The organism is Tardiphaga sp. 866_E4_N1_4, from assembly GCF_052076075.1.
Lineage (GTDB): Bacteria > Pseudomonadota > Alphaproteobacteria > Rhizobiales > Xanthobacteraceae > Tardiphaga > Tardiphaga robiniae.
Map to the genome: position 1 here is coordinate 699,432 of NZ_CP197242.1, position 12,054 is coordinate 711,485.

The 12,054-nt window shown below is 62.5% G+C and carries 13 protein-coding genes and 1 other RNA gene; 9 read left to right on the forward strand and 5 right to left on the reverse strand.

Annotated features, from left to right (window positions below; all coding sequences use genetic code 11):
• Positions 1-7 precede the first annotated feature (7 nt).
• Positions 8-360, forward strand: a transfer-messenger RNA (tmRNA) gene (gene ssrA, locus AB8B20_RS03575).
• A gap of 82 nt (positions 361-442) precedes the next feature.
• Here ssrA and AB8B20_RS03580 read toward each other — a convergent pair.
• Together AB8B20_RS03580 and AB8B20_RS03585 are read right to left on the reverse strand one after the other, a co-directional pair.
• Positions 443-682, reverse strand: a complete 240-nt coding sequence (locus AB8B20_RS03580; protein WP_175369058.1) for a hypothetical protein — start codon at positions 680-682, stop codon at positions 443-445.
• A gap of 379 nt (positions 683-1,061) precedes the next feature.
• Positions 1,062-1,319 carry a hypothetical protein gene (locus tag AB8B20_RS03585; protein WP_439071715.1) on the reverse strand — a complete coding sequence of 86 codons (258 nt, stop codon included), beginning with the start codon at positions 1,317-1,319 and terminating at the stop codon, positions 1,062-1,064.
• A 236-nt stretch (positions 1,320-1,555) separates the two neighbouring features.
• Between AB8B20_RS03585 and AB8B20_RS03590 the strand changes: the two genes are divergently transcribed.
• A complete protein-coding gene (locus AB8B20_RS03590) occupies positions 1,556-1,678 on the forward strand; it encodes a hypothetical protein (protein ID WP_439071716.1) in 123 nt (40 codons plus the stop codon).
• A 75-nt stretch (positions 1,679-1,753) separates the two neighbouring features.
• Here the strand turns inward: AB8B20_RS03590 and AB8B20_RS03595 are convergent, their stop codons facing one another.
• A complete protein-coding gene (locus AB8B20_RS03595) occupies positions 1,754-1,918 on the reverse strand; it encodes a Flp family type IVb pilin (RefSeq protein ID WP_089264337.1) in 165 nt (54 codons plus the stop codon).
• Positions 1,919-2,254: 336 nt separating this feature from the next.
• Between AB8B20_RS03595 and AB8B20_RS03600 the strand changes: the two genes are divergently transcribed.
• From AB8B20_RS03600 to AB8B20_RS03630, 7 genes are all read left to right on the forward strand, one after another.
• Positions 2,255-3,190, forward strand: a complete 936-nt coding sequence (locus tag AB8B20_RS03600; RefSeq protein WP_439071717.1) for a septal ring lytic transglycosylase RlpA family protein — start codon at positions 2,255-2,257, stop codon at positions 3,188-3,190.
• A gap of 122 nt (positions 3,191-3,312) precedes the next feature.
• Complete coding sequence (locus AB8B20_RS03605) at positions 3,313-4,572, forward strand: D-alanyl-D-alanine carboxypeptidase family protein (protein ID WP_439071718.1); 1,260 nt, start codon at positions 3,313-3,315, stop codon at positions 4,570-4,572.
• Between the two features lies 1 nt (position 4,573).
• A complete protein-coding gene (tmk, locus tag AB8B20_RS03610; RefSeq protein ID WP_092143015.1) occupies positions 4,574-5,260 on the forward strand; it encodes a dTMP kinase in 687 nt (228 codons plus the stop codon).
• Entirely contained in the window at positions 5,257-6,303 is a 1,047-nt protein-coding gene (locus AB8B20_RS03615) for a DNA polymerase III subunit delta' (protein ID WP_115028791.1), read from the forward strand. The genes tmk and AB8B20_RS03615 overlap by 4 nt, the downstream gene beginning before the upstream one ends.
• Before the next feature lie 72 nt (positions 6,304-6,375).
• Positions 6,376-7,941, forward strand: a complete 1,566-nt coding sequence (gene metG / locus AB8B20_RS03620; RefSeq protein WP_439071719.1) for a methionine--tRNA ligase — start codon at positions 6,376-6,378, stop codon at positions 7,939-7,941.
• A 9-nt stretch (positions 7,942-7,950) separates the two neighbouring features.
• Entirely contained in the window at positions 7,951-8,757 is an 807-nt protein-coding gene (locus tag AB8B20_RS03625) for a TatD family hydrolase (protein WP_439071720.1), read from the forward strand.
• Positions 8,754-9,551 (forward strand): MBL fold metallo-hydrolase, encoded by a 798-nt coding sequence (locus tag AB8B20_RS03630; RefSeq protein ID WP_439071721.1) that lies wholly within the window; start codon positions 8,754-8,756, stop codon positions 9,549-9,551. The genes AB8B20_RS03625 and AB8B20_RS03630 overlap by 4 nt, the downstream gene beginning before the upstream one ends.
• On the opposite strand, the gene AB8B20_RS03635 is transcribed toward AB8B20_RS03630, so the two are convergent.
• Together AB8B20_RS03635 and AB8B20_RS03640 are read right to left on the reverse strand one after the other, a co-directional pair.
• Positions 9,532-10,218, reverse strand: coding sequence for a hypothetical protein (locus AB8B20_RS03635; RefSeq protein ID WP_439071722.1), 687 nt, complete (start codon positions 10,216-10,218; stop codon positions 9,532-9,534). The genes AB8B20_RS03630 and AB8B20_RS03635 overlap by 20 nt on opposite strands.
• Positions 10,219-10,402: 184 nt before the next feature.
• Positions 10,403-12,052 carry an acyl-CoA synthetase gene (locus tag AB8B20_RS03640; RefSeq protein ID WP_439071723.1) on the reverse strand — a complete coding sequence of 550 codons (1,650 nt, stop codon included), beginning with the start codon at positions 12,050-12,052 and terminating at the stop codon, positions 10,403-10,405.
• Positions 12,053-12,054: the final 2 nt, after the last annotated feature.

Here is a 12,054-nt window from a genome sequence, read left to right on the forward strand (position 1 = left end):
CGGACCGAGCCTAGATTTCGCCTGAGATCGCGCCTATATCTGGTTCGTCGCAAGACGATGGCGCTGAACCTCTCAATGGACTGCGGGCAGACCCGGGGGCAGTACCCGGCGCCTCCACCTCAGCAGCTCGCGATCTCACCCAGGTGAGGTCGATTTCGCCGGACGGTGAAATGCACGGGCTGCTCAGGCGGGGGCGAAACAGGATCGATGGCCGCGAAGAAGTTGTGAATTGTGCTCGGCATGATACCGCCGTTATCGGGTCAAAACCTAAATGCAAACGATAACGTTCGCATGAACGAAGTGCGCCTCGCGGCGTAACCGTTCGGGGTAGGTCCACCTTGCAACAGAACGGCCATGGCCGCGTCAACCTTCGGGTTGGCGCGGCTTTTAATTTGCAGAGTGCTTTTAGTTTACGGTGTCGGAGAATGGCGCTTCCGTGCGCTCAGTGCCTGGTCTTGCCGGTCTGCAAGAACGGCTGCCGCGCAGTTTCGTGCTTCTGATAGAGTTCGAGCCAGCGCCGGTCTTCGGCATGGGCCCATTGTTCGAGCGAGATCCCAGGCGGGCGGCCGTGACCGATGGTGCCGTCAAGGCGGGTGAATTCCGCAGTCTCTTCCACGGTCAGCCCGATCAGCACCCGGATGCCCTGGTCATTCAACTCATAGCTGTCGTCATCGTCGATCATGCCGGCAATTGAGCAAGGCTGCGGGTGCGGTCAATGCAATTACCGGTTTAACCTAACCAATCAACCTTACCGGCAGCATATGCGTCTGAGTCGGTAGGCATCCATCGTCACGATGCGATGGTGCCCCGCTTTGCTGCCAGCTCACTCCGCGTCATTACGAAGCGCCGCGCGCCGAGGCTATGCTTGCCGTGGACGCACAAATTATAGCCGAAGCCACGACGCAATTTTAACAGAATGCATGCTCACATTCAGTGTCGTTCGGTCGATGCAATGGAGCAGGCAATGGCACGCAATTTCGGCGTTCCCCGACAGTTCCGCCCGCGGGCGCAGGCGCCCGTCTGGCCGCTATGGGTGATGGCTTTCGCGGTCGTCACCGTGATCAATGCAGCGACATTCCTTCCGCACTAGCGGGAGCAGGTGGCCGCTCACTCGACGCTGCAGCATTCGGCAGGCGCCACGACCCGAGCACATAGAGCTTCATGCTGTTCTGGAAGCGCGATGTGACGACGGTGAAGATGGCTTCGGGATGTTCGGCCCAGATGGCGATCTGGTAGAGCGTCACGATCAGGTGGCCATCGCGAAACCTGTACTCTCCCGCACCGGTTATTCCGCCGCAATCCGTCCTTGAAACGTCCATCTCCATCCCCAACATCCCGCCGCAAGAGTCCCGCCAGGAATCGCGTCAGCGCGTTCTGCTATCAAATCCAAATCATGCGTGATCATTCAACTAACAAATAGTTGAAACGGACGGGCAGCGAGTTGCGGAAATTAATCTCCGTTAGCGGCGGGCCGCAAATTCAAAACAAACCGCAGCGGGGATCTTAAAAATCACCATGTATCGCTGTGCCCAACGAGAATGCCGGGGGCGTTGTGGTGATCGAGACCTTATTGTTGCTGAGTGTTGTTGCCGGTGTCGGCGGCCTGCTGGTGCAGGTCTATCACTGGCGTCAGGACGTGTTGTACGGCCCGTATATCCGCCGCGAGTGGTACGATTGATCGTGCGAGACGTAACTTGAGGGAGAACTCCGCGCGCCGTGGCGGCGCGGGGAGTGATAATGGATCGTCAGGTCGTCACTTCAGTGACGAGTTGATCGATGTAAACTTGCCATTGAGCTTGGTGCCCATACCGTTGATGACGGCAATGATGGCCAGGGCAATGCCGGCAGCAATCAGTCCATATTCGATGGCCGTGGCGCCGGTTTCGTCTGCGATAAATCGCTTGATGAGGTTTTTCATAGTGGTGCACGCTACGAAGCTCGTCTGAATCCGGGGTAAATATGTAAGCGTCGATCCCGGAAAAAATGCGCGTGTTCTGAAGTGGTTGAACGCAATCACGGTGCCATCTCACCGATTGCAGGAGGAACTTCTAGCGCGACGTTTGCGGTGCGAGCGACACCCGGCGTGCGGGCTGAAACCCACATCCTCTGTTTACCATACGGGGGCTCTCCCCATTTCCGCCGCGATCCGGCTGCGATATATTCACCACTTGATGGGGAAGTGGGCCGCATCGGGATTTTGGTCGTGGGGATGCCCGGAGATGGGCAGGCGGCCGCTGGAATGGTATTGGGGCGTATGGGGATTCGTAGGTCAAACCGACTCGGCCAGGCTGTTCAGGCAGCAGCGGCCATCAGCGCCTGTCTGGCGCTGGCCAATTGTTCCTCCTCCACCACCAGCTTCAGCCGCCTCGATCCGAAATATGGCGTCTCGAGCAGTCCTCGGGTCGTCGGGATGGGCGAGCCGGTTCCCAAGGGCGGCGGCACCTACCGTGTCGGCAAGCCCTACACCGTCGCCGGCAAGCTCTATGTGCCGGAAGAAAACATCAATTACCGCGCTGAAGGCATCGCTTCCTGGTATGGCGACGCGTTCCATGGCCGTCTGACAGCCAATGGCGAAGTGTTCGACATGGCCTCGCTCACCGCGGCCCATCCGACGCTGCCGATCCCGAGCTATGCCCGTGTGACCAACGTCTATAACGGCAAGTCGCTGATCGTGCGCGTCAACGATCGCGGCCCGTATCACGGCAACCGCCTGATCGACGTCTCGAACAAGGCCGCCGAACTGCTCGAATTCAAGGGTAACGGCACCGCCAAGGTTCGCGTCGAATATGTCGGGCGTGCGCCGCTGGAAGGGTCGGACGATCGCCAGCTCGTTGCCACGCTGCGCACCGGTGAGCCGGCACCGTCGCCATCGCTGGTGCGTGTCGCCTCGGCGCGCTCTTTCGTGCCCGACATGCAGGGTGGTCGTGTTGTCTCGCGCGATGTTCCTCTGCCGGAGGGTCGCCCGTATTCGCTCGGCAATACTTCGGCCGACGTGGCCTCAATCCGTTCGACGTCGGAAATGTCGGCATCGAGCCGCATGCGCACGGCGTCGGCGCCGCGCATGACCGAGAACCACCGCGCGGTGTCCTATGAGAGCAACGCCGCTTATACTGCGCCTGCCGAGCCGGATGACGGCACGGTCGATGCGCGCGGCGCCCAGGCGATCCTGTCCGGTCGCGGTCTCTACTAAGCCGGTTCGTCGTTCACGACCGACACCAGACGGGCGCAGCATAGCGCCCTGATCCGCGTTGCACCTTGCCGCGTTGTTTGCCATCGGCGATCCTGTTAAGACCTGAGCACTCAGGACAGCACATGGCATTTGGCTCCATCCCCTTGAAACGACCGCAATTCGCCGCGCGGAGCTGGCGAACGCTGCTGGCTGCGCTGGTGGCGTTTGGCGTTGTCCTCGGCCCAACAGCACAGGCTGCGAACCAGAGCGTGCAGGGCGCCAAGAAGGTCGTCGAGGACGGCGGTTACGACACCGATGCGCCGACCGCGATCCTGATCGAGGCCGGCTCCGGCAGCGTGCTGTTCGAGAAGAATGCGGACGAGCTCCGCGCGCCCTCCAGCATGATGAAGCTGATGACCGTCGAACTGGTGTTTGACGCGCTGACCCGCGGCGACATCAAGCTCACAGATGAATATCGCGTCAGCGAGAATTCCTGGCGCAAGGGCGGCGCGCCGGCCGGCGCGTCGACCATGTTTGCCGCCATCAACAGCCGCGTGCCGGTCGCCGATCTCTTGCGCGGGGCCATCATCCAGAGCGGCAACGACTCTTGCATGATCCTGGCGGAGGGCATCGCAGGCGGCGAGGCGGCCTTTGCCGAGAAGATGACGGCACGGGCGCGTGCGCTGGGCATGCCGAAATCCACCTTCGCCAATTCCAACGGTCTGCCGGACCCCGGCAACAAGATGACGGTGCGCGAGTTGGGCGTTCTCGCCCGCCACATCGTTCGCACCTATCCGGAATTCTACAAACTGTTCGGCGAGCGCGAATTCACCTGGAACAAGATCCGTCAGCAGAACCGCAATCCGTTGCTGGCGACGCTGGACGGCGCTGACGGTTTCAAGACCGGCTACACCAAGGATGGTGGCTACGGCATGGTCGGCTCGGCCATCCGCGACGGCATGCGGCTGATCGTGGTGATCAACGGTCTGGACGATCCGGACGATCGCGCGACCGAGGCGAAGAAGCTGCTGGAGTGGGGTTTCAAGAATTTCGAGGCTCGCACGCTGTTCGCAGCCGACCAGACCGTCGGCTTCGCCAAGGTGTTTGGCGGCGAGAGCCGCTCGGTCGCGCTCTCGGCCAAGGAGCCAGTGAAGGTGATGGTGCAGAAGAACGGCACCGACAAGCTGATCGCTCGCGTCGTCTATAAAGGCCCCGTGCGTGCACCCATCGAGCCCGGTCAGCCGGTCGGCGTGATCAAGGTCTGGCGCGGCGCCAATATCGCCGTCGAGACGCCGCTCTATACGGCGGCCGCCGTCGGCACGGGATCGACCATGCGGCGCGCCGTCGACGGCGCCGGTGAGCTGGTGATCGGACTGTTCCGCGCCGGCGCCGAGAAGCTCTGACATGACGGACACGCCCACGACACCGCCGCCGCGCGGTCGCTTCGTCAGTTTCGAGGGCGGCGAGGGCGCCGGCAAATCGACCCAGATCAAGATTCTGGCTGACCGGCTGGAGGCCGAAGGCAAGCGCGTCATCGTCACCCGCGAGCCCGGCGGTTCGCCCGGCGCCGAAATCATCCGCCATGTGGTGCTGTCGGGCATGGGCAAGCTGCTGGGGCCCGAAGCCGAGACGCTGCTGTTTGCCGCCGCGCGCGACGACCATGTCCATGCGGTGATTGCGCCGGCGCTGGAGCAGGGCATCTGGGTGCTGTGTGATCGCTTCTCGGATTCGACGCGGGCCTATCAGGGCCGACTCGGGCACGTCTCGCCGGAACTGCTCAATGCGATGGAGCGCGTCACCATCGGGCGGCTCAAACCGGATCTTACCGTCATTCTCGATATCCCGGTCTCGATCGGCATGCGACGCGCAGCAGCGCGGCGTGGCAATGATGTGCCCGACAGGTTCGAGGCCGAGGGCATCGCCTTTCATCAAGGGCTGCGTGACGCGTTCCGGCAGATCGCAGCCGATGAACCGCAACGCTGCGTACTGATCGACGCCAATGCAGATTCAAAGATCGTATCGAACAATATCTGGGGCGTGTTGCGCCGACGCCTTCTAACGCCGTCGAACCACGAGGTCACTTCGGCATGAGCGCAAAGTCGTCCGAGCAAACGATCTCGGTTCCGCATCCGCGCGAGACGACCGCGCTGTTCGGTCATCAGGATGCCGAGGCCACGCTGCTCAACGCCTATCGCGGCGGCCGCATTCCGCATGCCTGGCTGATCGGCGGCCCGCAGGGCATCGGCAAGGCGACTTTGGCCTATCGCATGGCGCGTTTCGTGCTGGCGCATCGCGATCCCGCATCACCGCAAGTGCAATCCGCAACATCGCTCGGTCTCGATCCGATGCATCCGATCGTGCGCCAGGTCGCCGCCGAATCCCATGGCGGGCTGCTGACGCTGGAACGTTCGCTCAACGACAAGGGCGTGATGCGCACGGTCATCACTGTCGATGAGACCCGGCAGACCGTATCGTTCTTCGGCTCGACCGCCGCCGTTGATGGCTGGCGTGTCTGTATCGTCGACACCGTCGACGAGTTGAATGCCAACGCCGCCAACGCGCTGCTGAAAGTGCTTGAAGAGCCGCCGTTGCGTTCGCTGTTCCTGCTGGTGACACATGCGCAGGCGCGCGTGTTGCCGACCATCCAGTCGCGCTGTCGCAAGCTGGCGCTGCGTCCGCTTTCCGTCGCCGACGTGACCCGCGCTACGTCGCAGGCCGCTGAGATCGAAACCAGCGATCCCTTGCTCAAAGAGGTCGCTGAAGCCTCCGAAGGCAGTGTGTCGCGCGCTCTGAATCTGCTGGGCGGCGGCGCGCTGAAACTGCACCAGCGCACCGCCTCGCTCCTGAACACGCTGCCCCATGTCGATCCGCGCGAGTTGCATGCGCTGGGGGATGCGCTGGGGACCAGTGACCGTGTCGCGCTCGGCGCCTTTGTCGACAGTGTCGACCGCTGGATCGGCGAGCGCATGCGGGCGGACGATGCCAATGCCAACGCCAATCTGCCCCGCCTTGCGCGGCTGGCGGAGGTATGGGAAAAGATCAACCGAGCCGCGCGCGAGACCGAATCCTACAATCTCGAGCGAAAACCGCTGGTTTTCTCGGTGTTTGGACTGCTCGCGGAAGCAACGCGCTGATCGCTGCGAGACTGGTTTCAGCCGATCCGCGCTTCACCAAGATCGTCTTATTCAAGGTCCGTAAAGTCAGCCATGACATCTGCAACCGATGCAACCCGACCGGCGTATTTTCTGACAACGCCGATCTTCTATCCCAATGGCGTGCCGCATATCGGTCATGCCTATACGGTCATGGCGACCGACACGATTGCCCGCTTCCAGAGGCTCGACGGTTATGACGTTCGTTTCCTGACCGGAACGGATGAGCATGGTCTGAAGATGCAGCAGACCGCCGTCAAGGAAGGCCTGACACCGCTCGAACTGGCTGACCGGAATTCAGCGCGTTTTCGCGAGATGGATGCTGCGCTCAACATTTCCTATGACGACTACATTCGCACCACCGAGAAGCGCCATGAGCGCTCCGTTCAGGCGCTGTGGGTCGCGCTCGAGAAGGCCGGCGCCATCTATCTCGACAAATATGCCGGCTGGTATTCGGTTCGCCAGGAAGCCTATTTCGACGAAGCGGAAACGACGCTCGGCGACGATGGTGTCCGGCGCGAGCCGCTCGGCTCGCCGGTGGAGTGGACCGAGGAGGAGACCTATTTCTTCCGTCTATCCGCTTATCAGGACAAGCTGCTCGATCTGTATGCGCGCGTTCCGGACTTTGTGTTGCCGCGCGAGCGGCTGAACGAAGTGACGAGCTTCGTGAAGGGCGGCCTGCAGGATCTGTCGATTTCGCGCACCACGTTCGACTGGGGCATCAAGGTGCCGGGGGCGCCCGGTCATGTGATGTATGTCTGGATCGACGCGCTCACCAACTACATCACGGCAGCCGGCTATCCGGATGTCGATGGCGACGACTTCAAGCGTTACTGGCCTGCCAATCTGCATGTGATCGGCAAGGACATCGTTCGCTTCCACGCGGTGTACTGGCCTGCATTCCTGATGGCTGCAGGGGTCGACGTCCCGCATCGCGTCTTCAGTCACGGATTTCTTCTCAACCGTGGTGAGAAGATGTCGAAGTCGGTCGGCAACGTGGTCGACCCGATCGGCATGGCCCAGCAATATGGCGTCGATCAGATGCGCTATTTCTTCATGCGCGAAGTCTCGTTCGGGCAGGACGGCAGCTACAATCACGAAGCCATCGTCAATCGGACCAATGCCGACCTCGCCAACGATCTCGGCAATCTCGCGCAACGTTCGCTGTCGATGATCGCCAAGCAATATGGCGGCGTGTTGCCGGAGCCCGGTGATTACAGCGAGAACGACAAGGCGATCCTGGCGCAGGCCGATGGCATGCTGGAACTCGCACGCAGCGCCATGGCGACGCAGCAGATCCATCAGGCGCTGAACGCGATCTGGGCCGTGGTGGCCGAGGCCAACCGCTATTTTGCGGGCGAGGCGCCGTGGGCGCTCGCCAAGACCGATCCGAAGAAGCAGGCCACGGTGCTCTACGTGACCGCCGAAGTCGTGCGTCAGGTCGCCATCCTGGCGCAGCCGGTAATGCCGGCGTCATGTGCGAAGCTGCTCGACGTGCTCGGTATCCCCGAAAGCGAGCGGGACTTCACGGCAATTGCGACCCGCATCAAGGCTGGCACGCAACTGCCGACACCGACCGGCGTATTCCCGCGCTATGTCGAGCCGCCGGCTGCGAGCTGAGTTGACGTGATGCTGGTTGATAGCCACTGCCATCTCGATTTCCCCGACTTCGCCGAAGACCTCGACGGCATCGTCGCGCGTGCCGAGGCCGCGGGTGTCGGCAAGCTCGTGACCATCTCGACGCGGGTGCGCCGCCTGCCGGCGCTGCTCGCGATCGCGGAGCGCTTTACGAATGTCTATTGCTCGGTCGGCACCCATCCGCACAATGCGGACGAGGAAGACGGTATCTCCGCGGATGAGCTGATCGAACTGACAAAGCATCCGAAGGTCATCGCGCTCGGCGAAGCGGGTCTTGATAACTTCTACGAACACGGCTCATCAGGCGCGCAGGAGCGCGGCTTCCGCGCCCATATCGCCGCCGCACGCGCGACCGGATTGCCGCTGGTGATCCATACCCGCGAGGCCGACGAACAATGCGGCGCCATTCTCGCAGACGAGATGGCGAAGGGCGCGTTCAAGGCGGTGCTGCATTGCTACACCGGCGGACGGGAGTTGGCGATGAAGGCCATCGGCATGGGTCTGTCGATCTCCTTCACCGGCATTATCACCTTCAAGAAGTCACAGGAGCTGCGCGATCTCGCCGCTGAGCTTCCCGCCGACCGCATCATGGTCGAAACCGATGCGCCGTATCTGGCGCCCGGCAAATGGCGCGGCAAGCGCAACGAGCCATCCTATGTGGTCGAGACGGCGAAGGTGCTCGCGGAAACGCGAGGCGTGTCGCTCGAAGAACTGTCGCGGCAGACCACCGAAAACTTCTTCGGCCTGTTCAGCAAGGCATCCGCCGAGAGCGCGTCTGGCACTGGCGGGTCGGCATGACGCTGGTGCTCACCATTCTCGGTTCCGGATCCTCGGCGGGTGTGCCGCGCCCGGCGCTGGGCTGGGGCGCCTGCGATCCCGCCAATCCAAAAAACCGTCGCCGTCGTTGTTCGATGATGGCGGAGCGGAGCGGGCCCGAGGGCGTCACGCGCGTTGTCATCGACACCTCGCCGGACCTGCGCGAGCAATTGATCGACGCCGATGTCGATGACATCGATGCGGTCTTCCTGACGCATGAGCATGCGGACCAGACCCACGGCATGGACGACCTCCGCTCAGTGGTGCTGAAGCGCCGCAAGCGCATCCCGGTCTATATGAACGCCTCAACGGCGACTGATATCATGCTGCGCTTCGGCTACTGCTTTCAGTCGCCGCCCGGCAGCGACTATCCGCCGATCCTCGATCTCCTCAGCATCGAGGCCGGCGAGAGCCGAACCATCACGGGGAAGGGCGGTGATCTGACGCTGACGCCGTTCCTGGTCCAGCATGGCAACATCCCGGCGCTCGGCTATCGGATCGACAACACCGCCTACACGCCCGATCTCAACGACATCCCGGAGCAAAGTTGGCCGGCGCTCGAAGGGCTCGATCTCTGGATCGTCGATGGGCTCCGCTATACGCAGCATCCCAGCCATTTCAGCATCAGTGATGCGCTGCGCTGGCGCGATCGCTTCAAGCCGAAGCGGACCGTGATCACCAATATGACGGCGGATGTGGATTACGAGGCGGTAAAGGCGATACTGCCGGAGAGTGTGGTCCCCGCCTATGACGGGATCAGGCTGACGCTGGAGTAATTTGAGCAGCGAGTTTTTTCATTGCGGCATTTTCAAAGGTTACTTCGCCGGCCTCTCGACTATGCAACGCTATCTCAACAGCAATTGAGCGACCGATCTCGCGCTGATCGATATTGCCATACGGGCCGGGCACGAGACGTCCCAGCCAACCGACCCAGGCCGGGGTATGCGCGTTGCCGACAATGATGCCGGGGCGAAAGATAGCGAGGCGGCTGAAGCCGATGCTGCGCACATTGTCTTCCTTCATACCCATGACTCGGACATAGCGAAACCGGCTTTGGGCTGTGCTTCCTACTGCTGACAGCAGGCAGAACTGGGCGATGCCGGCGTCACGGCAGCCACGCGCGAAGGCGCCGACAACGCCGAGTTCAAGGCGCTTCAGTTCCTCTTCGCTCCACCGCATCGAGCCGGAACCGACACCCACACAGCTCACAGCGCTGACGGGCCCTTGGCTCAGGACGTCGCGAGCAAGCACGGCCGTGTGCTTGGCAAAGTCTGGAGCGCCGGTATCGAGCACGACGTTGCGCACGCGTGATCGCGCGGCAATGGGCTTCCTGGTGATCATCACCACTTCCCGGCATTGGGGAATTGCCAGCAGCTCCGCGACGGCTGCACCACCGACTTGCCCGGTACCGCCGAGAATGATTGCGGCGAAGTTCTGCGTCACATGTGGGACCTCTGCGTCGGCAAGGGGACGACGAGACCCTTACACCAATCTCGTCATTCCGGGGCGCTCGCGCATCTTGCGCGGGCGAACCCGGAATCCAGAAGTGTTTTGAACATAACGGGATTCCGGGCTCGTGCTCTCGGCTTCGCCGAGACCCCGCCCCGGAATGACGAGTTTGCTGCAATCAGCTACTAAACGACCCCGTCGACTTCACCTGATCCCGCAGCAGGAACTTCTGGATCTTCCCCGTCGACGTTTTCGGGATCACGCCGAACACCACCGCCTTCGGCGTCTTGAAGCCCGGCATCTGCGCGCGGCAGAACGCGATGATGTCGGCTTCCGTCGCCGCGGCATTTGCCTTCAGCTCCACGAAAGCACAGGGCACTTCGCCCCATTTCGCATCGGGCTTGGCGACCACGGCCGCGAACAGCACGGCGGGGTGTTTGTAGAGTACGTCCTCGACTTCCACTGACGAGATGTTCTCGCCGCCGGAGATGATGATGTCCTTGGAGCGGTCCTTGATGGTCACGTAGCCGGCGGCATCCAGCACGCCGAGATCGCCGGTGTGGAACCAGCCGCCTTCGAAGGCCTCCTTGGTGGCCTTCTCGTTCTTCAGGTAGCCCTTCATCACGATATTTCCGCGGAACATGACCTCGCCGATGGTCTCGCCGTCGCGCGGCACTTCCTGCATCGTCTCGGGATCGATCACCGTCACGGCTTCCTGCAGGTGATAGGGCACGCCCTGGCGGCGCTTCAGGTTGGCGCGCTCATCGGCGGGCAGGGCATCCCAGCCGGGTTGCTCGGCGCAAACCGAGGCGGGGCCGTAGACTTCGGTCAGGCCGTAGACATGGGTGAGCTTGATGCCGATTTTCTCGGCGCCCGACAGCACGGCCATCGGCGGCGGTGCACCTGCGATCGAGCCCTGCACCAGAGGACCGCCGGAATAGACCGGCGCATCGGGCGCATTGATCAGCGTGTTGTAGACGATCGGTGCGCCGGACATGTGGGTGACGCCGTGCTCGCGCATCAGCGCGAAGATCTTGGTCGGGTCGACCTTGCGCAGGCAGACATTGACGCCGGCACTCGCCGCGACCGTCCAGGGGAAGCACCAGCCATTGCAGTGGAACATCGGCAGGGTCCAGAGATAGACCGGATGCTGGCCGAGACCGGCGGCAAGAATATTGGAGACGGCGTTGAGATAGGCACCGCGGTGATGGGTCACCACGCCCTTCGGATTGCCTGTGGTCCCCGAGGTGTAGCCGAGCGCGATGGCGTCCCATTCGTCGAGCGGGAAGGCGCTGGAGAAATCGGGACTGCCTTCGGCGAGGACGGCTTCATATTCGAGTTCGCCGATCCGCTGGCCGCCGGCGAAGGAGACGTCGTCGACATCGATCACGGTCGGCTTCGGGCCGGTCATGCGGCCGAGGGCCTCGGTGATCACGCCGGAGAATTCCGGATCGACCAGCAGCAGCCTGGCGCCGCCATGGTCGAGCTGGAACGCGATGGCCGCGGCGTCGAGCCGGATGTTCAGGGCGTTGAGGACGGCACCGGTCATCGGCACCGCAAAGTGCGCTTCGTTCATCGCGGGCAGGTTCGGCAGCATCGCCGCGACGGTGTCACCGCGCCCAATGCCCCGCCCGGTCAGGAACGAGGCAAAGCGCCGGCAGCGTTCATAGGTTTGCGCCCAGGTGAAACGACGTCCCTCATAGACGGTGCTGGTGAGGTCTGGATAAACCGCCGCGCTGCGCTTGAGAAAACTCAGCGGCGACAGCGGCACGAAGTTGGCCGGAGTCTGGTCGAGGCCGACGCTATAGGCGCCCTGATCTGGGATCATAG